Source organism: Cytobacillus sp. NCCP-133, assembly GCF_026011715.1.
Taxonomy (GTDB): domain Bacteria; phylum Bacillota; class Bacilli; order Bacillales; family Cytobacillaceae; genus Cytobacillus.
The window spans coordinates 1-25,569 of the sequence record NZ_BRVM01000001.1 but is presented as its reverse complement, the minus strand read 5'-3'; the positions used below and the strand labels follow the sequence as shown (position 1 = coordinate 25,569).

The window sequence follows — 25,569 nt, the reverse complement described above, 5'->3', positions numbered from 1 at the left end:
GGAGCCTGGACTAAGAAATCTATGAAAATGGTTTCTTGATCCAGGCTTTTATCTGATGAAAACTGGATTATTGGCTAATTTTTAAGTTTTGTTCGCTAAATATAATATTTATTCGTAAGTTTGATTAATTTATTCGCTAAGTTCACATTTACAGCGGATCCCCCTGAAAAATGGAATATGCTTGCCGATGTTTCTTTTCCCTGACTAATGTTAAAATGGACAATGAAGTTTGAAAGCAGGTGAAATGATTGAACAAAAAAATTATACATAATACACAATATTTTGTTCGGAATGAGCTGGGAGATGATTCAACCGGACATGACTGGCATCATATTGAACGGGTGCGTAAATATGCCCTATACATAGCCAAAAAAGAGGAGCGAGGCGACTTTTTTATCATTGAAATGGCAGCCTTGCTTCACGATATACCGGATGAAAAACTTAATCCTTCCAAAGGTGCAGGGGAAGAGAAGCTTTCCGATTTCCTGGCGACTTTGGAAATACATGAAGAAGCTAAAAGTAAAATTAAAGATATTATTTATTCAATCTCCTTTAAAGGCGGACTTAATAATAAGGTTTTGAGCAGAGAAGCCGAAATTGTGCAAGATGCTGACAGACTGGATGCCATCGGAGCACTGGGGATTGCAAGAGCATTTGCTTATGGAGGAAAAAAAGGGCAGGCAATTTATGATCCAGTCATTGAAGTCAGAGATGAAATGACTGAAGACGAATACCGCAATGGAAATTCCTCTTCGATCAATCATTTTTATGAAAAGCTGTTAAGGCTAAAAGATAAGTTTAATACAGTTACCGCAAAGGAAATAGCGGAAGAACGGCACAAATTTATGGAACAGTATTTGCAGCAATTTTATAAAGAATGGAATGGTCAAGCATGAAAATGATCTCTGCAGAGAATGTAACAAAAACATATGGAGAAAAAGAGCTTTTTAAAAATATCTCTTTTACAATCGCTGAAAAAGAGAGAGTAGGCCTTATTGGAGTGAACGGTACGGGGAAATCATCCTTGTTAAAAGTAATGGCAGGCATTGACCAGCCGGATTCAGGGGAAATTGTCACTCCGAAGGACTACACCATTTCATATTCAGCCCAGCAGCCAGAGTTAAATGCTGAACTGACCGTACTCGAGCAAGTATTTGCAGGAAATGCCCCAATCCTAGTTGTGCAGAAAGAGTATGAACTGGCATTGATGAAGCTCGGCAAAAGTCCAGAAGATTCAGCTATACAGCAAGAACTTTTTGAGATTCAAAAAAGAATGGATACATTGAATGCCTGGGAAGTGAATACTGATGCAAAAACAATTCTTACAAAGCTCGGAATCGAAGACTTTAACAAAAAGATCGGGGAGTTATCCGGCGGACAAAAGAAAAGGGTTGCCCTAGCGCAAGTTTTGATTCAGTCACCAGATTTGCTGATTTTGGATGAGCCGACTAACCATCTTGACTTTGAATCTGTCAAATGGCTTGAAGAATATTTGGGGCGATACAGGGGAGCACTCTTGCTTGTAACTCACGACCGTTATTTTCTTGACCGGGTTACTAATAGAATGTTTGAACTAGATGGCGGAAATCTTTACAGTTACAAAGGCAATTATGCAGCTTTTTTGGAAGCAAAGGCAAGTAGAGGAGAAAACGAAGCCGCAACAATAGAAAAGCAGAAAAACCTCTTTAGAAGGGAACTTGAATGGATCAGAAGAGGGGCAAAAGCACGCACAACAAAACAAAAGGCCAGAATTCAGCGTTTTGATGAACTCGATAGTCAGCTTGCTAATGTTAAAACGACAGAAAAGCTTGATATGTCCCTTAGCGGCAGCCGTCTTGGGAAACAGGTCTTTGAATTGGAAGATGCTACGAAAAAATATGGCAGCCAGTTTATCTTGAATAAGTTCGATCTGTTGGTAAAGGCAGGAGACAGAATCGGGATTATTGGCAGGAACGGTACCGGAAAGTCTACCTTGCTGAATATTCTGGCTGGCCGGATTCCGCTTGATTCGGGTGAACGCATTATTGGACAAACAGTAAAAATCGCTTATTATACACAGGAAAGCGAAGATATGGATGAAAATAAACGCATGATCGAATATTTAAAGGAAACGGCACAGGTAGTCGAAACAACAGATGGAAAAACGATTTCTGCGGCACAACTGCTGGAACGTTTCCTATTTCCCTCGTTTACTCATGGCACTCCTATCCGAAAGCTTTCCGGAGGAGAAAAACGCAGGCTGTATTTGTTGAAAATTCTAATGTCCGAGCCGAATGTACTCCTGCTCGATGAGCCAACCAATAATCTTGATACCCAAACTTTAACGGTTTTAGAAGATTATCTGGATGATTTCCCGGGAGTGGTCATTACTGTGTCTCATGACCGCTATTTTCTTGATAAAGTTGCCGATCAGCTTCTTGTCTTAAAAGGTGAAGGCGAGGTCGATTCTTTTTATGGGAATTACAGCGAATTTCTTGAAAAGGAAAGTGCAAAACCAGTTCATGAAAATGGTTCAGTTCCAGAAAAGCCGAAGGAAATGAAGCCTAAAAAGAAGAAAATGACGTACAAGGAGAAAAAAGAATGGGAAGAGATTGATAGCAAGATTGAATCAGTTGAAAGCCGGCTGGAAGAGATCTCTTCAGAAATGGCCAATATTGGGAGCGATTTTGAAAAAGGACAGTCGTTAGTGGAAGAAGAAGCCAAACTTAATGAAGAACTAGAGTATTTAATTGAGAGATGGAGCTGCCTTTCAGAAATAGCTGAAAACGAATGAGGAAACTAGAGCCCGGGGCGAATGCTTCGGGTTTTTATCTTTAATCAGCTCTGTTAACCCAACCCTTTTCATTAAAAACACATAAAATGCCACGTGATTCTTCTTATGGTAGAATAAGACCAGTTGCCAACGTGAAAACATTAAAAAAGGGTGATACTCATTGAAAATAAAAGCTATTGAACCAACACCAAGTCCGAATACGATGAAGGTTATTCTGGACAAAGAACTTCCGATGGGAAAAAGCAATAATTATAAAAAAGATAAAAGCCAAGGCGCTCCAAAGGTTATACTGGATATTCTTGCAATTGAAGGGGTAAAGGGCGTTTACCATGTGGCAGACTTTTTGGCAGTTGAAAGAAACGCCAAATATGACTGGAAAGAGCTGCTTCCTCAAGTCCGTTCTGCTTTTGGCGAGGACGTTGCAAATGAAAGCAGCGATGAAAATGGCTTCGATGAGCACTTTGGAGAAGTGCAGGTCTTTGTCCAAATGTACAAAGGAATCCCTATGCAAGTAAAGCTTTCTGGTGGTTCAGAAGAAAAACGCTTTGGATTGCCAGAGAACTTTATTAAAGCTGTTGGAGAGGCTCAAGACCCAGCAGACAATGTCGTGATGGTCCGCAAGTGGAAAGAATTTGGCGTCCGTTATGGAGACTTTGACCAGGTTGGCCATGATCTTGTAGAAGAGCTTATGGCTTCTTATCCTGAAGGAAGGCTGCAGACCCTTGTTCAAATTGCCAAAAGTCCAGAAAAAGCAGAAGAAAAGCATGCGCGTCCGCGTTTAAAACTGGCTGCAGAAGACCTTGATTCTCCTGATTGGCGAGTTCGCTACCAAAAGCTCGAACAAATGGATGACCCAACTGTAGAAGACTTCACAGTATTGGAGAAAGCCCTGAACGATGAAAAAGCTTCAATCAGAAGGCTTGCGACTGTATATCTTGGTATGATAGAAAATAAAGGGGTTCTTCCGCTCCTATATAAAGCATTAAAGGATAAAACCGTGACGGTAAGGCGTACAGCGGGAGACTGCTTGTCTGATTTAGGCTTTAAGGAAGCAATGGATGCCATGCAGGAAGCGCTGCAGGATGACAGCAAACTTGTGCGCTGGCGTGCTGCCATGTTTTTATACGAGGTGGGAGATGAAAGTGCTCTGGCCTCATTAATTGCTGCTGAAGATGATCCGGAATTCGAAGTGAGCATGCAAATAAAACTGGCAATCGAAAGGATTGAACATGGAGAAGAAGCAAAAGGTTCAGTGTGGAAGCAAATGACTGAATCGCGTAAGCAAGGACAAGAATAAGAAAAATAAAACCGCTCAATGGGCATCGGCCTGGGCGGTTTTTTTGATTACGTGATTATTGAAGAAGGAGTTTTTCAAGCTCCAGTCCTTTCCTGGCTGAAGCGCTAGGAAAAAGTGCTAGATCCTAACTTAATTCTCCTATCGGGCTAATACTATGTTTTTAAACTTTTCCTTCTCTCGCTAAACTATATCCAATAAATGCGATGGAGTCTGACTCCAATCATGACTTAACTTGTTTCCTTCTTCCCACTTCTTATATACATTGCAGTTTACCCTTTTAAAGCAAAAAAATATATTAAATTAGTGAAAATTGTTGAAATTATTTGAAAAAAAGGCTATATTGTAAAGAAATATTTGGGAGGTTCTTCATTTCATTCCCATAGAATAATAGGTTTTGAATCTAGGGTAAATTGGAGGTTTTACATACTATGACTGACACACAAATGAGAAGTGACATGATTAAAAAGGGGACGGACCGCGCACCGCACAGGAGTTTATTGCGAGCTGCTGGTGTAAAAGAAGAAGATTTCGGCAAGCCATTCATTGCGGTATGCAACTCGTATATAGATATTGTACCTGGGCATGTGCATTTGCAGGAATTTGGAAAAATCGTTAAGGAAGCGATTCGTGAAGCGGGCGGAGTTCCGTTTGAATTTAATACAATCGGGGTTGATGACGGAATTGCCATGGGACATATCGGTATGCGTTATTCCCTTCCGAGCCGTGAGATTATTGCAGATTCTCTCGAAACTGTCGTCTCTGCGCATTGGTTTGATGGCATGGTCTGCATCCCGAACTGTGATAAAATAACGCCTGGCATGATGATGGGTGCTTTACGGGTGAATATCCCAACTGTTTTTGTCAGCGGGGGCCCGATGAAAGCAGGAGTAGACTCGGATGGAAAACCATTATCATTAAGCTCTGTTTTTGAAGGAGTGGGTGCCTATGAATCCGGAAAAATTGATGAACAAAAGCTGCAGGAAATTGAGCAAGTTGCTTGTCCGACGTGTGGATCATGCTCAGGAATGTTCACAGCGAACTCCATGAATTGCCTTGCTGAAGGCCTTGGTCTTGCTCTTCCCGGCAACGGTACGATTCTGGCTGTATCAGAGGAAAGGAAGGAGTTTGTCAAACGTTCTGCCAAACAGCTGATGGAACTAATTAAAAAAGATATCAAGCCGCGCGATATTGTTACAATGGATGCAATCGACAATGCTTTTGCTTTGGACATGGCGATGGGCGGATCGACTAACACAGTCCTTCATACCTTGGCATTGGCACATGAGGCAGAGATTGATTACCCGATTGAACGCATTAATGAAATTGCCAACCGGGTTCCACATCTCGCAAAGATCGCACCTGCTTCTGATTACCATATTGAAGATGTACATAATGCTGGGGGTGTAAGTGCGATTATAAATGAATTGCTGAAAAAGCCTGATGCATTAAATGGAGATTGTCTGACAGTAACTGGAAAGCCACTGCGGGAAAACGTTGCGGGCTGTGAGATTTTGGACAGAAATGTTATCCGTTCTCTTGAGAATCCGCATTCCAAGCGGGGGGGGCTTGCAGTTTTGTTCGGAAATCTTGCTCCTGAAGGGTCCATTATCAAAGTCGGTGCAGTCGACGAATCGGTAGGCGGCTATCACAGAGGCCCTGCCATTTGCTTTGATTCGCAGGAAGATGCCCTTTCCGGAATCATTACCGGCAAAGTACAGGAAGGCAATGTTGTAGTCATTCGCTATGAAGGCCCTAAAGGTGGGCCGGGCATGCCGGAAATGCTTGCTCCAACTTCCCAAATTGTCGGAAGGGGCCTTGGTGCAAAAGTCGGCCTGATTACGGATGGCCGATTCTCCGGTGCATCCCGCGGCATCAGCATTGGACATATTTCGCCTGAAGCAGCAGAAGGCGGCCCGATTGCTTTCGTTGAAAACGGGGACATCATTGAGCTTGATTTAAATAACCGTACAATCAGCCTTGAAATTTCCGATGAGGAATTTGAAAAGAGGAAAGCCAATTGGAAAGGCTTCGAGCCAAAGGTTAAGAAAGGCTACTTGGCACGTTACTCAAAGCTTGTTACCAATGCAAGCACAGGCGGCGTGATGAAAATTTAAAACGTTAAAAGCCAGCCAACTTACGGCTGGCTTTTTGTGCATTAAAATACTGTGTATTGGCAGTTAAATTGGGGTTTCTCTGACCGATAAATTGAAAGATTTGCCCGGTAAAACCCCCGGAATGGCCGATAAATTGATGCGAAGGGGCAATTAAATCTCAATTCGGCTAATTTCACCTGATTGAATACACACTTAGGTGAAAGATTAACAAAATAGCTCCTATAGAACAATTTTCTTAGATATGCAGACAAATGCTTGCCGCATTTTTGGAAGTTTCATAGCAACGTGGAAAAATTGCATTATTGCTAATGGTTATAGTATGCTAACTGTACAAAAGGCAGCAGATAGAGGAGGCAATAATATGTCAATGGCGTATGAAGAATACATGAGACAAATGGTTAAGCCGATGCGCGAGGAACTTGTGCAGGCGGGATTTAAGGAGCTGACATCTCCTGAAGAGGTAGAAGATTTTATGGGAAGCCATGAAGGTACGGCACTCGTTGTTGTGAATTCGGTTTGTGGCTGTGCAGCTGGATTAGCTCGCCCGGCGGCAACCCAGGCTGTTTTAAGAAGCGAAAAGAAACCGGATCATTTAGTTACCGTTTTCGCTGGCCAGGATAAAGAAGCAACTGCAAAGATGCGCGAATACTTCGAAGGATATGAGCCTTCATCTCCATCAATGGCGCTGCTGAAAGGAAAGGAAGTTGTACACTTTATTCATCGGCATGATATTGAAGACCACCCAATGGAAGCAATTATGGAGAATCTTCTTGAGGCAATCGAAGCCAACTGCTAATACTTAGTTAAAGAGTGTTTTGGGCAAAGGGTGTCAGCTTGGCACCCTTTTCTCTATAACCAGCCAATTTCTGTTCGGGACCAACAGCAAAAAAGAGTCAGGTGAATATCATGATCATTACCACAGCAGGACGGACCAACCAGGAAATGAAGGATAAAGCCCGGAAAATAGCTGACGATTTAGACTCCGAGTATATAGACCGGAATAAAAGAGCGGTTAATACTCTGCACAATCTTCTAAAGGATGATTGTATTGTAGTGGGGAAAGAGCGTCTAGAACTTTTTCCATTGGGGGAAAGCCAGCCGTTTTTTTTTCATCCCAATTCCGCCATGTTTAGAATAAAGCGCCTTTTAAGAGGGGAGAGCGATCCTTTCATACAGGCGGCAGAGCTTGAAAAAGGCAAGAGCATTCTGGACTGTACACTAGGTCTTGGATCTGACAGTATAGTAGCGAGCTTTACAGTTGGAAATGAAGGTTTGGTTACAAGTCTGGAGGGCAATAAATATCTTTCCTGCATTGTAGGCAAGGGACTTGGGCAATGGGAATCAGGATTGGAATCCATGGATCTTGCAATGAGGAGAATACAGGTTAAGAATACGATGTCACTCCCGTTTTTAGTGAGCATGCCTGATGACAGCCATGATATTGTGTATTTAGATCCCATGTTTGAGGAAACCATCCTTGAGTCAGATGGAATCAAAGCCTTAAGCCGGTTTGCTGTATATGATGATTTGTCAGAAGAAATCATCAATCAGGCGAAACGGGTCGCCAGAGAAAAAGTTGTTCTGAAAGACCACTTTAGAAGCCCGAGATTTGAGGAATACGGTTTCAAAGTATATACACGTAAATCTTCGAAATTCCATTTTGGAGTATTGGAAAATTAAAAGGTGCCAGGATATTCGGCACCTTTACATTTAGTCGGCAATAGACAGATAAACAAAATAAGCCAGCAGCAGCAAGCTTGCAATTACAAAAACAAGAGACCACTCCATCCTCAATTCCCCCTTTGTCGTCTTTTGCATTCAATGAAAACGATTTTGTTCTGATATCAGAATTTATTATCCCTTTGAACTTATAGAACTGTTTAGCTCCAGGCACCTACCCTCTCGAGGCGCGTCTTGTGCTTGTCGGGGGTGGTCAAGGCGCCCTGCGCTTTTCTTACTATTATTCCCGCTTAAATGATTTGTAATCGCCTAAATTTATATTCCACTACATAACTATTGTTTTAATGGGGGATTAATGAAATCAATTTTCATTTTTTTTAAAAAGCAGTATAATAGATAGTGAGAATAAAGATACATAGCGAGGAAGGGTATAAATGGATTTTCCTGTTTCAAAAAGAATGTCTTCCTTTCGGGAAAGTGTTTTTGCAGAATTGGCGCAAATTAAGAATTCTAAACTTTCAGATGGAGTTCCGATGATAGACCTAAGCATCGGCAGTCCTGATTTGCCTCCGCCAAGTTTCGTAACAGATGCGTTGGCTAAAAGTTCTCAGAATCCGGATTTATACGGTTATTCCTTAATAGGAACAGGGGAATTTCATTCAGCTGTAGGCGATTACTACAAGAGGAATTACAATGTGTCGCTTGACCCGGATTCAGAGGTGCTCCTCTTGATGGGATCTCAGGATGGGCTTGTCCATTTGCCTATGGTCCTGTGCGATCCAGGAGACTTAATCCTTGTCCCAGATCCGGGATACACTGCATATGCTGCAGGTGCAGGGATGGCTGGAGCTCAAATGTACAGCATGCCGTTAAAAAAAGAAAACAGGTTTCTGCCGGATTTGATTGAGATTCCAAAAGAAATACTGCTAAAAACAAAGCTAATGATTTTGAATTTTCCAGGTAACCCAGTTCCTGCTATGGCTACTGAATATTTTTATACCGAAGCTATTCGTCTTGCGAAAAAGTATAATTTTGTAATTTTACATGATTATGCATATTCCGAGCTTTATTATGAGCAAAAGCCATTGAGTTATTTATCAGTGGAAGGAGCTATGGAAGTAGGACTGGAAATGAATTCCCTTTCAAAAAGCTTTAATATGGCTGGCTGCCGGGTTGCATACGCGGCAGGAAATAAACAGCTAATCAATCTGCTGGCTAACTTTAAATCGAACTTGGATTATGGGGTGTTTTTGCCTATTCAGGCTGCAGCTTCCATAGCGCTAAAGGATCAATCAGGCTTTTTAACCAGCTTAAGAGATATTTACAGAAGAAGAAGAGATGTACTGGCGGAAGGCCTGAACAATATCGGCTGGCATGTCAGCAAACCTGAAGGTTCTATGTTTTTATGGGCAGAGGTTCCTGCCCCATATAGTTCGAAGCAGTTTGCCATTGAACTAATAAACCGTGCAAATGTGGTGGTTACACCTGGCAATGCTTTCGGAGAGTGGGGAGAGGGGTATGTCCGCATTGCGCTTGTCCAGCCTAAAGAGATACTGCAGCAAGCTGTAGCCAATATTCAAAAAAGCGGGATATTAAAAAAGGTTTTTGCTTAGTTGGGAAGCTTAATTTTGCATTGTTTTTAGGGTGGACAGAAATCTCATTAAAGTTTATCTAAATAATGGAAAGGAGGATGAGTATTATGCCAAACTGGTTAAGAAAATCCTTTTTTGTCCTCATAACCATACTTACATTTGGCATGGTAACGCCTTCTCAGGCCTTTCTATATGAAAATACAAATCACCTGAAGGCTTCAAAAGCTTCAGATGTAGAGGAAGCAGAAGAAAGTACAGAGTCCACTGCTGATGATGTCAATATAATTGATAAAGAGATCTTTATCAGGCAGATGGTCAAAGAAGCTGGAGTGCAATCGTATGAGAAATTTGGCACAAAAATTGGTCCGGTTATAGAAGATGAATTCAATGAAGTGATTATTCCGAATATCGAAAAAGCCATCCAGGAGGTGGCAATGCAATTTCCTGATGAAAGCCTTGCCCATTTAAGAGTGACCGAAACTCCTGGAGGTGGAGTATCAGAGAAAATTTTCCATATTACGAATAGCCAGACGAATGAAGATGTGATCCGCTTTCATGTAAGAAGGGACCATCCCCCTCAGCAAGGCTACTGGTTTAACTTTCATTACCATACTCATCATGATTGTTTTCAGGCCCATCATGATTTGGGTGCGATTTATTGGGATAAAAATACACCTCCAAAATGGATGAGTTAAAACATTGAAATAAATCTTATGTTATGAAAAAATATTTTTAAGGATTATGAAACTTTCCATGATCTATATCGTATATACATTTATTCTACTAATGGAGGTTTGATTTCAAATGGCAGTAAGTTTATCAAAAGGACAAAAAGTTGATTTAACCAAGACGAATCCAGGTATGACTAAAGTAGTTGTAGGTCTTGGATGGGACACAAACAAATATGATGGCGGAACAGACTTTGACCTTGATTCTTCCGTTTTCCTTCTTGGGGATAATGGAAAAGTTACTTCCGAAAATGATTTTGTCTTCTATAACAATTCTACTGGCGGCAATGGGTCTGTTGTACATACTGGTGATAACCGTACAGGTGAAGGTGCAGGCGATGACGAGCAAGTGAAAATTGACCTTGCAAATGTACCTGCAAGCGTTCAACGAATTACTTTTACTATTACAATTCATGATGGGGAAGCACGCAGCCAAAACTTCGGACAGGTTTCTAATTCTTATGTAAGAATCCTTAATGAGAATTCTGGTGAAGAATTGATCCGTTATGATCTTGGTGAAGATTTCTCCATTGAGACAGCTCTTGTAGTTGGGGAATTATATAGACATAATGGAGAGTGGAAGTTCAGTGCAATCGGCAGCGGATACCAGGGCGGATTGGCTGCACTGGCAAAAGATTTCGGTTTACAGGTTGGATAATAAAGAGGTATATTTGCTTAATACAGGCTCGGCAATGCCGAGCTTTTTATCACGGTCTAACGGGCAGTAAGACTCCTTGGCTAAGATTATGAGGAACCAAAGCATGATGAAAAGGAGTCCAACTGCCCTTAAAGGCCCGATTGTTCAACTAACAATCAATGGGAAAAACCCCCACTGATTTAAGTTTCACTTTATACGAACAAAATAGAATGGAATATCTAGGGGGAACAATAAAAGAATGTCTGTTTTAGAAGGAATTCTTCATACTTATGCCCAATTCTTCAACTGGGAAATGTGGGTTGATGTTTTATCTAACCCTGTCAGCTGGGGACTAATTGGAACGCTTGTTATTATGGAAGGTCTTTTGTCTGCAGATAATGCACTGGTTCTTGCGGTAATGGTAAAACATTTGCCAGAAAAGCAACGCAAAAAAGCCCTGTTTTATGGTTTGTTGGGTGCTTATATTTTCCGTTTCATTGCAATCGGAATTGGTGTATATCTCATTGAATTTTGGTGGGTTAAAATTATTGGTGCGGGTTACCTGGCCTGGTTATCCATCAAGTACTTTATAGACAAGAAAAAGGGTCTGGGTGAAGAGGATGAAGATATTGAAGGCATCAATCAGAAAGGCCTGCTAATCCGTTTATTCGGCACTTTCTGGGGAACAGTTGCAGCGGTTGAGCTGATGGATATTGCTTTCTCTGTAGACAGTGTCCTGGCTGCTTTTGGCATAAGCCAGGAAATTTGGGTTCTTCTTTTAGGCGGTATGCTTGGCGTATTGATGATGCGTGGAGTTGCCGGAGTTTTCTTGAAGCTTATTGATAGAATACCCGAACTTGAGACTGCTGCATATGTACTAATTTTAGTTATCGCAGCGAAGATGCTCTTAGGTGTATTTGGAGTTCATGTAGAACACATTCATTTCTTTATCCTTCTGCTTGTTGTGTTTGCAGGAACATTCGTTGTCCACTACAGAAACAAGAAGAAAGAACAAGAAACTGCAAATTAATCTTAAAACAATTATAACCAACTATCAGCAAAAGGGATCAGACACATGTCCGCTCCCTTTCTTTTTATCCTTTTTTGCATAAAGGGGGTAAATTTTAATGACTTTTTGCCCACAAAAGAAAGAATGGAGCTGCAAAAATGAGATTATTTTCCGATCTCCCGGATGAAAAACTGAATCAGGTTTTCTATAAACAGCCTGGTTATTTCAATAAAAGATCCGATAGGAATCTATTGGCTTATGCACTTGGGGCAACTTTATATATGCCGGCGACAAGGCCTAATATTCATCAGGATCTGCTCTCAAAAAAGCATGCAGGCCTTACTTCCATGGTAATATGCCTTGAAGATGCAATTGGTGATGATGAAGTGGAAAAGGCAGAAGATCTGCTTACTTTGGAATTGGGGAACTTGAGTATGGATTTGGCTAAAGGTCTTTGCCATGAGGGTGATCTCCCTTTAATCTTTGTGAGAATCAGAAGCTATGAGCAGCTTGTGAGATTGAAAAATAGAATTCAGAATGGTATGCATATGCTTACAGGGATTGTGATTCCCAAGTTTTCCCCATTGGAAGGCAGCAAAATATTAAGTGAGATAAATCATATCAACTCTAATGGATATTGTTTATATGCCATGCCTATTCTGGAAACCAAACAAATTATCCAGAAGGAAACTAGGCTGGAAGAGTTAATTGGCATTAAAAAGGTCTTGGATCAATATGAGGATTTAATACTGAATGTCAGGATTGGGGCTACAGATTTTAGCGGCCTATATGGAATTCGCAGAAATTCTGATATGACAGTATATGATATAGCTGTTATCAGAGATTGCATTTCAGATATTATCAATATCTTCTTGCGTGCAGACAATCCATATGTGATCTCAGGTCCGGTATGGGAATACTTCTCGTCAAAGGAACGGCTCCTTAAGCCTCAAATCAGGCAGACACCTTTTAGGGAACGTCTTGGACAGGATGGATTAAAAATGCGGACCGATTTAATCGATAAGCATATGGACGGTTTAATCAGGGAAATCGCTATGGATATGACAAACGGCCTTACCGGCAAAACGATTATACATCCTACTCATATAAGACCTGTCCAAGCTTTGAATACTGTAACGGCTGAAGAGTATTTGGATGCTTTGAGCATTGTCGACCAGGCAAACGGAAAAAAAGGCGTTATGAAAAGTACGTACCAAAACAAAATGAATGAAATTAAGCCTCATTTATATTGGGCAAGGAAAATTTTGTTAAAATCTGAGATATACGGGGTGCTTTATGAAGAATACACATACATTGACCTTCTCAAAAACAAAATATTCGCATCAGATCCTCAATTCGTTAGGCGTTGAGATAAACATTACAGATAATCCGTATCAAATTTCAGCAGAAGATTTATTTGTAATGGCGGCGAGAATAAATAAAAAAAGGTCTTTTTTGTTTGTCAGCAAGGTACTTGGGAAGCATATTCCGATAAATCCGCGAATCGGACTTCTCACAGGAGAACTTCTTGCAAACCGTTATTTGGAAAAGGTGAAGAATGAAGAGACAGGTAAAACTAAAGAACTTCTTTCGGCCTTTAGGGATGATATTGGGGCTTTTAATGGCAGTCCTTTCATTGGTGAAGAACATAATCCGGTTATTATAGGATTTGCTGAAACAGCGACGGCGCTGGGACATGCTTTCTTCCAATCTTTTAAAAAGGCCCATTTCTTTCATACTACTAGAGAGCAGCTTCCAAGTAAGGCTCCAGTTATTACTTTTGAAGAGGAGCATTCCCACGCAACCTCTCACCGCTGTTATGTTGATGGCAGTCTATTAGATAACCAACGGGAAATTATTCTTGTTGATGATGAAATGACAACTGGGAAAACAGCTATAAATATTATTCGTTCCATTCATGAACGCTTTCCTAGGGATGTTTATACAGTAGTATCTATTTTAGATTGGCGTTCTGAATTGGACCAGGCCCGCTTTCATACTCTCGAAAAAGAGTTGGGAATCACCATCCACTGTGTATCCCTTCTAAAAGGTGAAGTTAAAGTAACAGGTTCTCCGGAAGTAAGAGATATCCATTCAAATACACAAGATTCAGCAGAGAGTGCAGAAGTTTCATATATTCATATTGATAGTGAATTTCCTGACTTGTTTGCTTACGAAATGGGACCCTCTGTCACTCTTGGCGGAGAGATCAGACATTGCCCTTATTTAAAAGAATCCGGCAGATTTGGGCTGGATGAGAGAGACCAGGCAAGACTTGAAATTGACTTAGTAAAGGTTGGAAGCTTTTTATCCGGCAGAAGGACTGGCAAAAAAACTCTATGCCTTGGTACAGGGGAATTTATGTACATCCCCATGAAACTTGCTTCTTTAATGGGGAAAGGTGTTAAGTTTCATTCAACAACCCGCAGTCCGATTTATGTATGGAATGAAGTAAATTACGGTGCTCAACACGGACTTGCTTTTCCAAACCCTGAAGATCGCGATATGGCGCAATATGTTTACAACATTCCTGAAAACCATTATGATGAGCTCTTCCTTTTCCTTGAGAGGAAAGCCTTCGATGACACACTTGGTCATCTTATTAATCATTTAAAGAAATACATTAAAGCTATTAAAATCGTATATTTCAATGGAGGTGGATGAAATGGCTAATTTGGCAATACAAAAGAATTCATTTGGCTCTTACAGTGAAACAGATGTGGTTTTTTTATTAAAAGACTTAAGCAGCTTCTCGCTTGAGGGAACAATTGAGCATAGGGAAAAAAATATTCAATCAGGCCAGCATTACAGTGAAACACTGCCTATAGAATATCAGCCTCCAAAAAATTATCTGAGCCTTTTTCGGGAGACACTTGAGGAGTATAAACAAAAAGTAGCCTTATCCACAGGGGCAGTTGCCGAACAAATATGGAAGCAAAAAGGGGAAAACACAGTCTTAGTTTCTTTAGCCAGAGCAGGTACTCCAGTTGGTATTTTAATCAAACGGTATCTTTCCGAAGTCTATGGAGCGGATCTCCCCCATTATAGCGTATCTATTATCCGTGACAGAGGAATTGATGATAAGGCGATAAAATACATTCTGGAAAAGCACCCAGACTGTAAAATTCAATTTATAGACGGCTGGACGGGAAAAGGTGCTATTTCTGTTGAATTAACTAAGGCATGTAAAGAATTCCATGAAAAATACGGCATCCTGCTTGATGATACTTTAGCTGTTCTTGCTGATCCCGGTCATTGCACAAATCTTTACGGGACAAGGGAAGACTTCTTGATTCCAAGTGCCTGTTTGAATTCAACTGTTTCCGGTCTTGTAAGCAGAACGGTGCTAAATGATGAGTTAATAGGGCCTGACGATTTTCATGGTGCCAAGTTTTATCGTGAGCTGGAAAAGGCAGATGTTTCAAATGAATATCTCTCGGTTATTAGCAACCAATTTGAATCTATAAAACAGGAGGCTGCAGAAACAGCAGCAATTCTATTCAAAACCGCCGGGGAAGCAACTTTTAAGGGAATGGAAGAGGTCAAGCAAATAAAAGAAGAATTCAAGATTGATTCAATAAATTTTGTAAAGCCGGGAGTAGGAGAAACAACCAGGGTACTTCTAAGAAGACTTCCTTGGAAAATTCTTATGAAAGATCCGGATAGCAAGTATGTCAGGCATATTATGATGCTGGCTAAGGAACGCAATGTTGAAATCATTCATTATCCGGATATGAGTTACACGTGCTGCGGTTTGATTAAAAAGGCGGAAAGAGATCAATGATGATGTTTGCTTCAGATTTGGATAGAACGCTCATTTACTCAAACAGGGCCCTGTCTGAATTCGGACATGCCGGCAGGGAGGGATTAATAGGGGCAGAGCGCAAGGAAGGACATGAAATTGCCTATACTACAGGAAAGGCTCTTAAGATGTTAATGGAGCTGTCCACTCGAATGCATTTTATACCCGTAACAACAAGGACCTACGAGCAATATAAGCGGGTTGTTATTCTAAATAAACTTCCGGTATCCTACGCTGTAACATCAAATGGAGCCAATATTCATTTTCAGGGGAATCCTCTGGAGGATTGGACTTCAATTGTTCATAAACGTTTAAGTTCAGAGTGTGGTCATCTTGAGGATATCGTAGAGAAGTTAAAAGGTTATGAGTTAAACGGCCGCATAAAAATAGCTGATAATCTATTTGTTTATTATATTCTTAATAAGCAAATTACAGGAGAAGAAAAAGAAGTATTGAGCAGAACGGCCGAGTCTTTTGGGTGGAGAGTTTCTTTGCAGGGCCGAAAGCTTTATTTTATGCCTGCCCCAATTTGTAAAGGTGAAGCAGTGAAGTTTATTAAAGAACGAGAAGGCGTAACTACTTTATTTGGGGCTGGGGACTCAATTCTCGACCATGATTTCTTGAAGTTTTGCGATTATTCGTTTGTGCCAAAGCATGGAGAATTAGCGAAAATGGATTCACTTTGCCTTCTGTATAAAATTTCTAATAAACGGGGCGTTATGGCCGGTGAAGAAATTCTCGCAGAAATTTTGGGTCATATTAAGCAAAAAATCTAATCTGGCTGGTCTCCCAGCCATTTTTTTAATAGCAGAAACAAACAGCAGCTAAAAGAATAGGCACTTAATAGCACTAATCCAAAAATTGCAAGTGATTGGTGAAGGGGAAAAGTAAGCGATGCCATAATGACAGACCAAATCAAGGAGTCCATGAAAACGAAGGAGCTTGAGCATATTACATGGCTGATTAATTTCAAATCTTCTTCAATCCCTCGGTACCTTGCCCTTCTAAAAATCAGTCTCATCCTAATTCACCTTCTTCTGCGGAGTACTCCAATTTATGCGGGGACAGGAGCAAAGGTGAAAGCTGCAAATTTAATTAATAGCTGCAGAAAGTCCTCCTAAGAAAAGATACATACATTTATTTGGAGATATTTTATTAGAAATGAAACTTTTTTCTGATAAAGTACGTAATTGTAATTAAATCATTTTAGAAAACCATTTATCCGTATGATATGATGGTAATATGTATACATATTTAAACTGGCTGAAATTGGGCATTGCAGAGATTTACTAGTTTTTAGATAATGCAAAGGCATCTTTCGCTCATAGAGGGAAGGGATATTAATGAACCCATCATATAGTCAAATTAGAGCACACATGCTGAAGGTTACATACGAAGATTGGCTATCCCAGCTTAAAAAACCAAATCATGAACGGGATGGTTTTTCTGAAGAACAGCATACACTTCATATTGGTCAAATCGTCGCCCGTTTTCTGGGTGTTCCTTTGGATGAAGATGATTATTATAATCGTCTGTTTGACCTTCACGCAGAAAGTACAGGCCTGATTCTGTTAAGTGAAGAACATCTTGATAAAACAATAGATAATCAGCAATTTCAGGCAATTCAAAAGGTGCTCAATATAAATAAGGAGCAAAATTTATCGATTAACCGATTTGCTGCTTTCCTTGATGGAGAACAGCTGCTGTTAAAATCATCAATATCTTCACTGCACAGAAAAATAAGAGAAGCTATGATCGATATGCTTCAGCTGTTTTCGAGCAATGAACCTGATGGCTTGAAGAACCAGGGTATCCAGAGGGTGCTGGTTGATGTGATTAAATGGTCATTTAACCATCTGGGTAAAGAAATTACAGATGCCAATCCCCAAAAAACAATGCCAAAAATCCTATGGTTTGGGAATGGAAAGAAAAGCCATCTTTATTTTTTATATTACTTGATAAGCTTGGGCTGCGATGTTGTATATTTTTCTCCATCCGGTGAAGACCTTATAGGATCAGTAAGTCCAGAAATGCAGGAATCATTTGTACATCATTATTCTGAGAAAAAAAACCCTGAGCCTTTTCCAAAAGAAAAGCGGAGACGGAGCGCAACAGTTGCTTACAGAGCTTCCAGGGAAATCGAGACAATTCTGAACCATGAGGGCTCTGGTTTATATAAACCATGGCAGCTTCGGGATTATACGCCATCTTCAGTTACACTGAAAACAACCTATGACGAACTGTTTATATTAATAAAAGAAAAAGCCATGATCCGGCCAAATTTTGATGTGAAAGAAGGACGGGTGATGATTCCCTCTGTATTTGCTAAAATTCAGGGAGTCAGCAAGAACCGAAAGGAGTACTGGGACCGCATACAAACGATTAGCCAGTATGAACAGAGTCTATTGATTCGAAGGTTTCCATTTACAAACAGCGTTAATAATGACTTTCGGTTCCATTACCGCAATGCCTTGGACAGAGAAGGTATGCTCGATCCTGGAAAGATGATTGCTGGCCACTATTGGAAATATCAGCACCTGCCGACCGGGCTTCAAAGTGGAATTGCAATGGCCATTAGGAATATATGCAGCCGTCCATATTTAAAGCCCCTTCCGCATGAATCGGAAGAGGAACTTAAGATCTACCTTTTTACTCAAAGCATGCAAATCCCGCCAAGCATTTTAAAGCTAATGCAGCAGTTTGATTATTCTCAGGATGTTCCTAAAATTATCCTCTACAATAACGAGCTGAATGGGACAATGGTAAGGTCGGATGCTGCCCTTCTTTTGATGCTAAATCAATTTGGGCTTGATATTGTATTATATAATCCTCCTGGCCATAACGATATGGAGAATTTCATCGAAGAAGGTTTATATGATGTCCATTGGCTGGAGGATGTTGTTTTCGAACAGGAGTTTAAAGAGCCTTCTTTTATAAAAAAAGTGTTTTTACAAGGATTATTAAAAAATTTAAAGGGTGATTGAAAATGAATCCGACTCAGCAAACCGATTTAAATTTAACAACCCAGCTGCAGGATGAAAAGTTGTCAGAGAATAAAGTTTCAGAAATTAAACTGGCATTAAGGCAGGAGCCTGAGGTGCAAAATCTTGCGAGATCCATTGATGAGAAAGATCAAATTCAAATCCTTGAATTTGGAAAAGAGCCGGCTGTGCAAATTTCCCGCTTCTCAGATCAAATCCTAAGCAATATGGGGTCGACGAAGGTTGAGGATTCAGGCGAGCTCTTAAAACAGCTTGGCAAGATAATGGATAAATTTGATAAAAAGGATTTTGAGCAAGGCTCCAAAGGGCTGTTCGGAAAGCTTTTCAAACGCGGTGAAAAGATGATCGAGAAGCTTTTTGGCAAATATCAGACTATGGGACACGAAATTGACAAGGTATATGTGGAAATATCTAAGTACCAAAGTGAAATGGTAGATTCGACAACTATGCTCGAACAGATGTATGAGCAAAACTATCAGTACTACTTGACGCTTGAAAAATATGCCGTTGCCGGCCAGATGAAAGCCGATGACCTTAAAGCAAATCAGCTCCCTCAGCTTGAAGCCAGGGCTGCACAAGGGGATCAAATGGCCTCCATGCAGCTTGATACCTTAAAAAATGCTATAGAACTGCTGGAACAGCGAGTTTATGATCTTGAGATGGCTAAGATGGTTGCGCTTCAAACTGCACCGCAAATCCGTCTTCTGCAAAGGGGAAATACAAAGCTGATTGGGAAAATTAACTCTGCATTTGTTACTACCATTCCAATTTTTAAAAACGGGCTAATTCAGGCAGTGGCTGCTAAAAGGCAAAAGCTTGTTGCAGATTCAATGAGCGAGCTTGATAGAAGAACAAATGAAATGCTTGTCCGCAATGCTCAAAATATCTCCAATCAAAGTACTGACATTGCAAGGCTGGCTGGAGGCTCAAGCATTAAGATCGAGACGATTGAAGAATCCTGGAATATCATCATGAAAGGTATGCAGGAAACAAAGTCGATAGAAGAGGAAAACAAGCGCATGCGTGAAGAAGGTACAAGAAGGCTGGAGCAGCTCCAGGAAAATTTTAAAAAAATGAAGCAGCAGGGCTAGGCGGCTGTTCATTTTAATATATAGAAGGCTGTGTTTGGCCGCTGCTGAGAATGGCCCTTTAAAAATAGGAGCTGCAAATCAGCAGATCAGCTAATATAACCTGATAGAAAAATATTTTAATGAGGTGGAAACTATGGCGATCAATTTGCAAAAGGGACAGCGTGTAGACCTAACAAAAGGAAATCCAGGCTTATCTAAAATAATGGTGGGATTGGGCTGGGACCCAGTTCAAAACCGCGGAGGAGGCGGTCTTCTAGGCTCACTATTCGGAGGCGGCGGTGCGAATATCGACTGTGACGCATCTGTTATTTTGCTTGGTGAAAATGGCAAGCTTCGAAACAACAGTGATGTTATTTATTTCGGAAACTTAAGGAGCGGAGATGGCAGTGTCCAGCATTCCGGAGACAACCTAACAGGGGCAGGGGACGGAGACGACGAACAGATTATGATTGATTTAAGCAGAGTACCAGCTCATGTCCATAAAATGATTTTCGTTGTAAATATATATGATAGCGTAAAAAGGAAGCAGCATTTTGGCATGATTCAGAATGCGTTCATCCGTGTTGTGAACTCCGCGAACAACCAGGAAATTATTCATTATAATCTGACAGATGACTACAGTGGAAAAACAAGTTTAATTGTTGGTGAGATTTATCGTCATGGAAGCGACTGGAAGTTTGCTGCTGTTGGCACAGGAACGGCATCCACAGGTTTGTCTGATGTAGTGCGCTCTTATAGTTAATATTTGAAAAAACTGCTAAAAAAGGACCCGCTATGAGCGGAGGGCACTGAAAAAGTCCATTTAAAGAGAAAAAAGAAGTTGACTACCTACTATATGTAGATAATCAACTTCTTTTATTTGCTGTATGTTGATGAAAGTGCTGGCTAATTACTCAAAGTGAACACTTTTTCAGCGGCTTTCTATGAGCCGGGTCCTTTTACTTCCCATCATTTGTTTCCTTCCAACTTGTTCTCCATATGTTATAATTTAATAGAGTATTAGGTCGGTTATTAAGGTATTTCCTTCAATTTTTCTTCTAACAGGAAGTTTCACATTTTTACTCTGAATGCCATGTCTTTATCATTTATACATCTTAGAATTGCAGAAGGGAAAATGAAAATGCTCAAAATGGTACTTACATTTACGATCATGATTGTTTCCCTTGCACTTTTAGGGAATTCACAGGCTGCCATTGGCGGCATTAAACTAAAAGACTATCCACAATCTTCCCAGCTTATGAGATTTCTCATTTTAAATTCTCCAAATGAGCTTGGAGATATTTTTATTTTGCCTATAGAGCCTTTTGATGAAGGTGAAGCCTCAAACATGATTTCACGGATAGACAATTTGCCCGGATCACTGCTAACTAAAATTGAGGATGAAGATATCAAGGTTAAATTGTTCGTTGGGAAGCTGACAGATAATCCAACTGCCCAGCATCTCGAAGGCGTGATTCCCCGTGGATATACAGGAGATACAACTTGGGATGATGTACCCGGCATAGGCGGGGCTAAAACAGTCCTTGTAAAAATCGGCTTTAGCGAAAAGGGAAAAGGCCACGGTTCTGTAAACCTTGAACTCCATGAATTAGCCCATTCTGTTGATCGGCATGTCTATAATGGTATCCGTTTAAATCAAAAATTCCTGACAGCGTGGAAAGCAGAGAAAGCTAAGCTGTTCCCGGGACAAAGCTATTTTTTAACGTTTCCGGAGGAATACTTTGCAGAAGCCTTTGCCATGTATTTTGTCGGCGGAGAGCCAAGGAAATTATTAAGGTTGAAAGCCCCGGAAACCTATGAGTTTATAAAAAAATTAAAATAGGAATTCCCCTGTTTTGTCCGCAGGGGATATTTTGTTTTAAGACTTTAATTATAAGCTTTCGTAAAAGTTGTAGTTATTTAACTGCACACTAGGTTTAACCAACTGAGCTGTTTAAAGCGGAGGGTAACTTGATCCTTGAAATTGCTCCCGTGTATCCTTCGTGCGGTGTTAATTCAGGGAAAATTATTCAAAGTCCTGGGGGAGGAGAGGGAGTGAGAGACCCCACAGGCGAAGCAGCAGAGAGGCTCTCATTCCTCCCGTAAAAAAACAAGTGCCCGCATCGGAAAACAACGGGCAGCATTCATTAGTAAAAAAACAATCAGTGAAAAGAGCTTTATTTAATTGAGTACCTAGTTTTTTTGAATAAGTTTCCGTACAATAACATTAAGCATTTTAGAAAAGGTTGGGTTAAAATGAAACAGTATTTAGATCTTTGCAAGCATGTGCTGGAAAAAGGAACAAAAAAGGAAGACCGTACAGGTACAGGGACAATTAGTACCTTTGGGTATCAGATGCGATTTGATCTGCGGGAAGGCTTTCCGCTTATCACAACGAAGAAATTGCATTTAAGATCTATTATTCATGAGCTGCTATGGTTTTTGAATGGTGATACAAATGTAAAATATCTGCAGGAAAACGGTGTTCGCATATGGAATGAATGGGCTGACGATAAAGGCGATCTCGGACCGATTTACGGCCATCAGTGGAGATCCTGGACTGGAGCTGATGGTAACACTGTTGATCAGATAAGCAGTCTGATTGAACAAATTAAAACAAACCCGGATTCCCGCAGATTGATTGTTAATGCCTGGAATGCAGGGGAGATTGATAAAATGGCTTTGCCTCCATGCCATTGTATGTTCCAGTTCTATGTTGCAGAGGGGAAACTTTCATGCCAGCTATACCAGCGATCGGCAGATGTTTTTCTTGGAGTTCCATTCAATATTGCTTCTTACGCACTGCTGACCATGATGGTTGCACAAGTATGCGATTTGGAGCTTGGAGAGTTCGTCCATACTTTCGGCGATGTACATATCTATCAAAATCACATTGAACAGGTAAATCTGCAGCTTAGCCGTGAACCAAAGCCTCTTCCAAAAATGGTTATCAATTCGGAAGTAAAAGATATCTTCAGCTTTAAATATAATGATTTCCAGCTGGAAGGATATGAGTCGCATCCGCATATAAAAGGGGTTGTAAGTGTATGATTTCTTTAATGTGGGCGATGGATGAAAACCGCGTAATTGGCAAGGACAATAAGCTTCCCTGGCATTTGCCTGAGGATTTAAAGTTTTTCAAAAGGACTACAATGGGTCACCCAATTGCAATGGGCCGTAAAACCTGGGATTCAATAGGCAGGCCGCTCCCTGGAAGGGAAAACATTGTCATAACCCGAAACAAATCGTTTTCCTGTGATGGGTGTACGATATTGAATTCAATTGAAGAACTCCGAAAGTATAGTGGAGATAAAGAAGAAGAAATCTTCATCATAGGCGGTGCGGAGATTTTCAAAGCCATTCTTCCATCAGCTGACCGGCTGTATCTAACGATGATTTATGATCAATTTGAAGGTGACACATTCTTTCCTGAATTGGATATAGGAAATTGGGAGCTCATTTCAAAGGAAAAGGGAATCAAGGATGAAACAAATCCATTTGATTATGAATTTCTGATTTATAAAAGAAAATAATGGAAAGCAGCTCAGAAGCGGGCTGCTTTTTCATATGCCAGCCTTTTTAATAATGTGGCTGTGTTAATGCTTATTATTTAATGTATGTTTCAGTCGCCGGTGTGCGCGTCAGTGCAGGAATCGGTTTCTGAAGGCGGCCCCGATTAATGTTCAGGGCTTTTGAATTTTATTTTCAATCCCGTTCCTAAATGTTCGGATTAACCAAGTATTCAGTCAGCTTTTGAATCATTCCGTGATATTCCCTTGGATCGCAGAATTCTTCTGCAGTGAAATTTGCTTTAACCCACTGTATTAACTCATTGGCACTATTAAAATACTCGCCGCTCGTATCGCTCTTCCGTATCATATACCTGCCGTTGTCCTCATCCAAAGTTACTTCTACCGGCAATGCACTGTCAAGACTGCATAAAGAAAACTCCATACCTGCACCTCTTTATTGAAAATGAACTTTTGCTTATTATATGTCAGGTACCTCAAATTCTATACAAAAAAGTAATTCGAAAAATATAAATTTTAAAAAAATAGGATTGAATTCAATTTTTCACATGGTATAATGTACAAATTAAATAATTTGTAAAGAAGAGGGTGGCAAAATGGAACAAAAGGTAATGACAAAGAAGTGGGTGCAGTTGGAGGATATTTTAATTGCATACCAGCAGCTAAAGGATATTGTTGCCCATACACCTTTACAGAAGAATGACCGGCTATCAGAAAAATATGGGTGCAATGTTTACTTGAAAAGGGAAGATCTACAGCACGTCCGCTCATTTAAATTAAGAGGTGCCTATTATAAAGTTAAATCCTTAAATGCAGAAGAACTTAAAAATGGAGTTGTCTGTGCGAGTGCCGGAAATCATGCTCAAGGTGTTGCATATGCCTGCAGGCAATTGGGCGTACAGGGAAAAATTTTCATGCCCGCAACGACACCTAGGCAAAAAGTAAGCCAGGTTGAACTATTCGGACGAAATTCTGTTGAAATTATCCTTATTGGAGACACGTTTGATGACTCCTACCATGAAGCTGTAAAATGTGCAAAGGATGAAAACAGGGCCTTTATTCATCCATTCGATGATGAAAGGGTCATTGCCGGACAGGGTACTGTAGCTGTTGAGCTTCTGAATGACTGTGAAGAGAACTGCGATTACATTTTTGCGAGCATTGGCGGAGGCGGCCTCATGGCAGGGTTAAGCACTTACATAAAGAGCATATCTCCGGAAACTAAGATGATTGGAGTCGAACCTGAAGGGGCACCGTCTATGACTGAGTCAATCAGGACTCAAACAGTATCACCTCTTGAAGAAATTGATAAGTTCATAGATGGGGCAGCTGTTAAGTGCGTTGGTGAAAAAACCTACGATATTTGCAATGAGCTTGTTGATGATATCTTAACAGTTCCTGAAGGGAAGGTCTGCACAACTATTCTGGAATTATATAATGAGCACGCAATTGTGGCTGAGCCTGCTGGTGCCATGCCTATAGCGGCCCTGGATTTATACAGGGAGCAAATTAAAGGAAAGAACGTCGTCTGTGTTATAAGCGGGGGCAACAATGATATTGGCCGCATGCAGGAAATTAAGGAAAGGTCTTTGCTGTATGAAGGCCTGCTCTACCACTTTATCGTTAATTTCCCTCAGCGCGCTGGGGCTTTAAGGGAGTTTCTTGACGAGGTACTGGGTCCAACAGATGATATTACACGGTTTGAATACACCAAGAAAAATAATAAAGAAAATGGACCAGCTCTTGTGGGGATCGAATTAAAGCATCAAGAAGATTATGGTGATTTGATCGAAAGAATGAATAGAAAGGGATTCTCCTATAAGGAGATTAACAAGGACAGCAATCTTTTTCATTTATTGGTATGATGCCCTACCAGGGTCTTTTCAGATTGGTTATCGATTGGATAGCTGGTCCTTTTGTGAATTTAATTCGAACTTTTTTCTAAATCAGCGACATTTCCCCTGAAAAATACTATAATCAATGTAGATTTATAACAATGTATTTTAAAGGGGATGTACTCCATGCTTTCAAATATTGGATTTCCGGGTTTGATCCTTATTCTTGTTTTGGCTCTAATCCTTTTTGGACCAAAAAAACTGCCTGAAGTTGGCCGTGCTTTTGGAGAAACTTTAAGGGAATTTAAGAAATCAACCCGTGGCTTGACAAGTGATGTAATGGAAGATTTAGAAGAAGATACGAAGAAAAAAGCGCTCAAATAAGGTGGGAGAATTTCTTTCACCTTATTTCTTCCTGAATTATTCATATTTCTAGCTGGCTCATGTTTTAAGCGATGACAAACCATTTTCTTGATTTCTAGGCAAGCGATCTCGTGATT

Annotated in this window: 24 protein-coding genes; 22 read left to right on the top strand and 2 right to left on the bottom strand. The window is 40.5% G+C overall.

Annotation, left to right across the window (positions count from 1 at the left end; translation table 11 throughout):
- Nucleotides 1-248: 248 nt before the first annotated feature.
- The 14 genes from NCCP133_RS00120 (at nucleotide 249) to NCCP133_RS00055 (ending at nucleotide 16,408) form a co-directional block, all read left to right on the top strand.
- Nucleotides 249-896 (top strand): HD domain-containing protein, encoded by a 648-nt coding sequence (locus NCCP133_RS00120; protein WP_264802896.1) that lies wholly within the window; start codon nucleotides 249-251, stop codon nucleotides 894-896.
- Entirely contained in the window at nucleotides 893-2,773 is a 1,881-nt protein-coding gene (locus NCCP133_RS00115) for an ABC-F family ATP-binding cassette domain-containing protein (protein ID WP_264802894.1), read from the top strand. The genes NCCP133_RS00120 and NCCP133_RS00115 overlap by 4 nt, the downstream gene beginning before the upstream one ends.
- Nucleotides 2,774-2,933: 160 nt before the next feature.
- Entirely contained in the window at nucleotides 2,934-4,070 is a 1,137-nt protein-coding gene (locus NCCP133_RS00110) for a conserved virulence factor C family protein (RefSeq protein WP_264802892.1), read from the top strand.
- Nucleotides 4,071-4,513: 443 nt separating this feature from the next.
- Complete coding sequence (gene ilvD / locus NCCP133_RS00105) at nucleotides 4,514-6,184, top strand: dihydroxy-acid dehydratase (RefSeq protein WP_442874233.1); 1,671 nt, start codon at nucleotides 4,514-4,516, stop codon at nucleotides 6,182-6,184.
- Nucleotides 6,185-6,545: 361 nt separating this feature from the next.
- The gene (locus NCCP133_RS00100) at nucleotides 6,546-6,980 is read left to right on the top strand and encodes a BrxA/BrxB family bacilliredoxin (protein ID WP_264802888.1); all 435 of its coding nucleotides are present in this window, start codon (nucleotides 6,546-6,548) and stop codon (nucleotides 6,978-6,980) included.
- Between the two features lie 110 nt (nucleotides 6,981-7,090).
- Nucleotides 7,091-7,864, top strand: coding sequence for a class I SAM-dependent methyltransferase (locus NCCP133_RS00095; protein WP_264802887.1), 774 nt, complete (start codon nucleotides 7,091-7,093; stop codon nucleotides 7,862-7,864).
- 434 nt (nucleotides 7,865-8,298) lie between these two features.
- The gene (locus NCCP133_RS00090) at nucleotides 8,299-9,477 is read left to right on the top strand and encodes an LL-diaminopimelate aminotransferase (RefSeq protein ID WP_264802885.1); all 1,179 of its coding nucleotides are present in this window, start codon (nucleotides 8,299-8,301) and stop codon (nucleotides 9,475-9,477) included.
- Nucleotides 9,478-9,563: 86 nt separating this feature from the next.
- Complete coding sequence (locus NCCP133_RS00085) at nucleotides 9,564-10,151, top strand: YpjP family protein (protein WP_264802883.1); 588 nt, start codon at nucleotides 9,564-9,566, stop codon at nucleotides 10,149-10,151.
- Between the two features lie 109 nt (nucleotides 10,152-10,260).
- Nucleotides 10,261-10,842, top strand: coding sequence for a TerD family protein (locus NCCP133_RS00080; protein ID WP_264802882.1), 582 nt, complete (start codon nucleotides 10,261-10,263; stop codon nucleotides 10,840-10,842).
- A 238-nt stretch (nucleotides 10,843-11,080) separates the two neighbouring features.
- Entirely contained in the window at nucleotides 11,081-11,851 is a 771-nt protein-coding gene (locus tag NCCP133_RS00075) for a TerC family protein (RefSeq protein ID WP_264802879.1), read from the top strand.
- A gap of 137 nt (nucleotides 11,852-11,988) precedes the next feature.
- Nucleotides 11,989-13,200 carry an HpcH/HpaI aldolase/citrate lyase family protein gene (locus NCCP133_RS00070; protein ID WP_264802878.1) on the top strand — a complete coding sequence of 404 codons (1,212 nt, stop codon included), beginning with the start codon at nucleotides 11,989-11,991 and terminating at the stop codon, nucleotides 13,198-13,200.
- A complete protein-coding gene (locus NCCP133_RS00065) occupies nucleotides 13,127-14,494 on the top strand; it encodes a phosphoribosyltransferase family protein (RefSeq protein ID WP_264802876.1) in 1,368 nt (455 codons plus the stop codon). Before NCCP133_RS00070 ends, NCCP133_RS00065 begins: the two co-directional genes overlap by 74 nt.
- Before the next feature lies 1 nt (nucleotide 14,495).
- Entirely contained in the window at nucleotides 14,496-15,614 is a 1,119-nt protein-coding gene (locus NCCP133_RS00060) for a cysteine protease StiP family protein (protein ID WP_264802874.1), read from the top strand.
- Nucleotides 15,611-16,408, top strand: a complete 798-nt coding sequence (locus NCCP133_RS00055) for an HAD family hydrolase (protein WP_264802872.1) — start codon at nucleotides 15,611-15,613, stop codon at nucleotides 16,406-16,408. The genes NCCP133_RS00060 and NCCP133_RS00055 overlap by 4 nt, the downstream gene beginning before the upstream one ends.
- Here NCCP133_RS00055 and NCCP133_RS00050 read toward each other — a convergent pair.
- Nucleotides 16,405-16,653 (bottom strand): hypothetical protein, encoded by a 249-nt coding sequence (locus NCCP133_RS00050; protein WP_264802871.1) that lies wholly within the window; start codon nucleotides 16,651-16,653, stop codon nucleotides 16,405-16,407. The genes NCCP133_RS00055 and NCCP133_RS00050 overlap by 4 nt on opposite strands.
- Before the next feature lie 322 nt (nucleotides 16,654-16,975).
- Between NCCP133_RS00050 and NCCP133_RS00045 the strand changes: the two genes are divergently transcribed.
- From NCCP133_RS00045 to NCCP133_RS00020, 6 genes are all read left to right on the top strand, one after another.
- Complete coding sequence (locus NCCP133_RS00045) at nucleotides 16,976-18,616, top strand: YceG family protein (RefSeq protein ID WP_264802870.1); 1,641 nt, start codon at nucleotides 16,976-16,978, stop codon at nucleotides 18,614-18,616.
- Nucleotides 18,617-18,618: 2 nt separating this feature from the next.
- Nucleotides 18,619-19,725: a toxic anion resistance protein gene (locus tag NCCP133_RS00040; RefSeq protein WP_264802868.1), complete on the top strand. Its 1,107-nt coding sequence runs from the start codon at nucleotides 18,619-18,621 to the stop codon at nucleotides 19,723-19,725.
- Between the two features lie 133 nt (nucleotides 19,726-19,858).
- Nucleotides 19,859-20,467, top strand: a complete 609-nt coding sequence (locus NCCP133_RS00035) for a TerD family protein (RefSeq protein WP_264802867.1) — start codon at nucleotides 19,859-19,861, stop codon at nucleotides 20,465-20,467.
- A 378-nt stretch (nucleotides 20,468-20,845) separates the two neighbouring features.
- Nucleotides 20,846-21,547 (top strand): anthrax toxin lethal factor-related metalloendopeptidase, encoded by a 702-nt coding sequence (locus NCCP133_RS00030; RefSeq protein ID WP_264803625.1) that lies wholly within the window; start codon nucleotides 20,846-20,848, stop codon nucleotides 21,545-21,547.
- Nucleotides 21,548-21,960: 413 nt separating this feature from the next.
- Nucleotides 21,961-22,755, top strand: coding sequence for a thymidylate synthase (locus NCCP133_RS00025; RefSeq protein WP_264802865.1), 795 nt, complete (start codon nucleotides 21,961-21,963; stop codon nucleotides 22,753-22,755).
- The gene (locus tag NCCP133_RS00020; RefSeq protein ID WP_264802863.1) at nucleotides 22,752-23,237 is read left to right on the top strand and encodes a dihydrofolate reductase; all 486 of its coding nucleotides are present in this window, start codon (nucleotides 22,752-22,754) and stop codon (nucleotides 23,235-23,237) included. The genes NCCP133_RS00025 and NCCP133_RS00020 overlap by 4 nt, the downstream gene beginning before the upstream one ends.
- Before the next feature lie 184 nt (nucleotides 23,238-23,421).
- Here the strand turns inward: NCCP133_RS00020 and NCCP133_RS00015 are convergent, their stop codons facing one another.
- Nucleotides 23,422-23,658, bottom strand: coding sequence for a hypothetical protein (locus NCCP133_RS00015; protein WP_264802861.1), 237 nt, complete (start codon nucleotides 23,656-23,658; stop codon nucleotides 23,422-23,424).
- Between the two features lie 172 nt (nucleotides 23,659-23,830).
- On the opposite strand from NCCP133_RS00015, the gene ilvA reads away from it, so the two are divergent.
- Complete coding sequence (ilvA, locus tag NCCP133_RS00010) at nucleotides 23,831-25,099, top strand: threonine ammonia-lyase IlvA (protein ID WP_264802859.1); 1,269 nt, start codon at nucleotides 23,831-23,833, stop codon at nucleotides 25,097-25,099.
- Nucleotides 25,100-25,255: 156 nt separating this feature from the next.
- The gene (gene tatA / locus NCCP133_RS00005) at nucleotides 25,256-25,453 is read left to right on the top strand and encodes a twin-arginine translocase TatA/TatE family subunit (protein WP_264802857.1); all 198 of its coding nucleotides are present in this window, start codon (nucleotides 25,256-25,258) and stop codon (nucleotides 25,451-25,453) included.
- The last annotated feature ends 116 nt before the right edge of the window (nucleotides 25,454-25,569 follow it).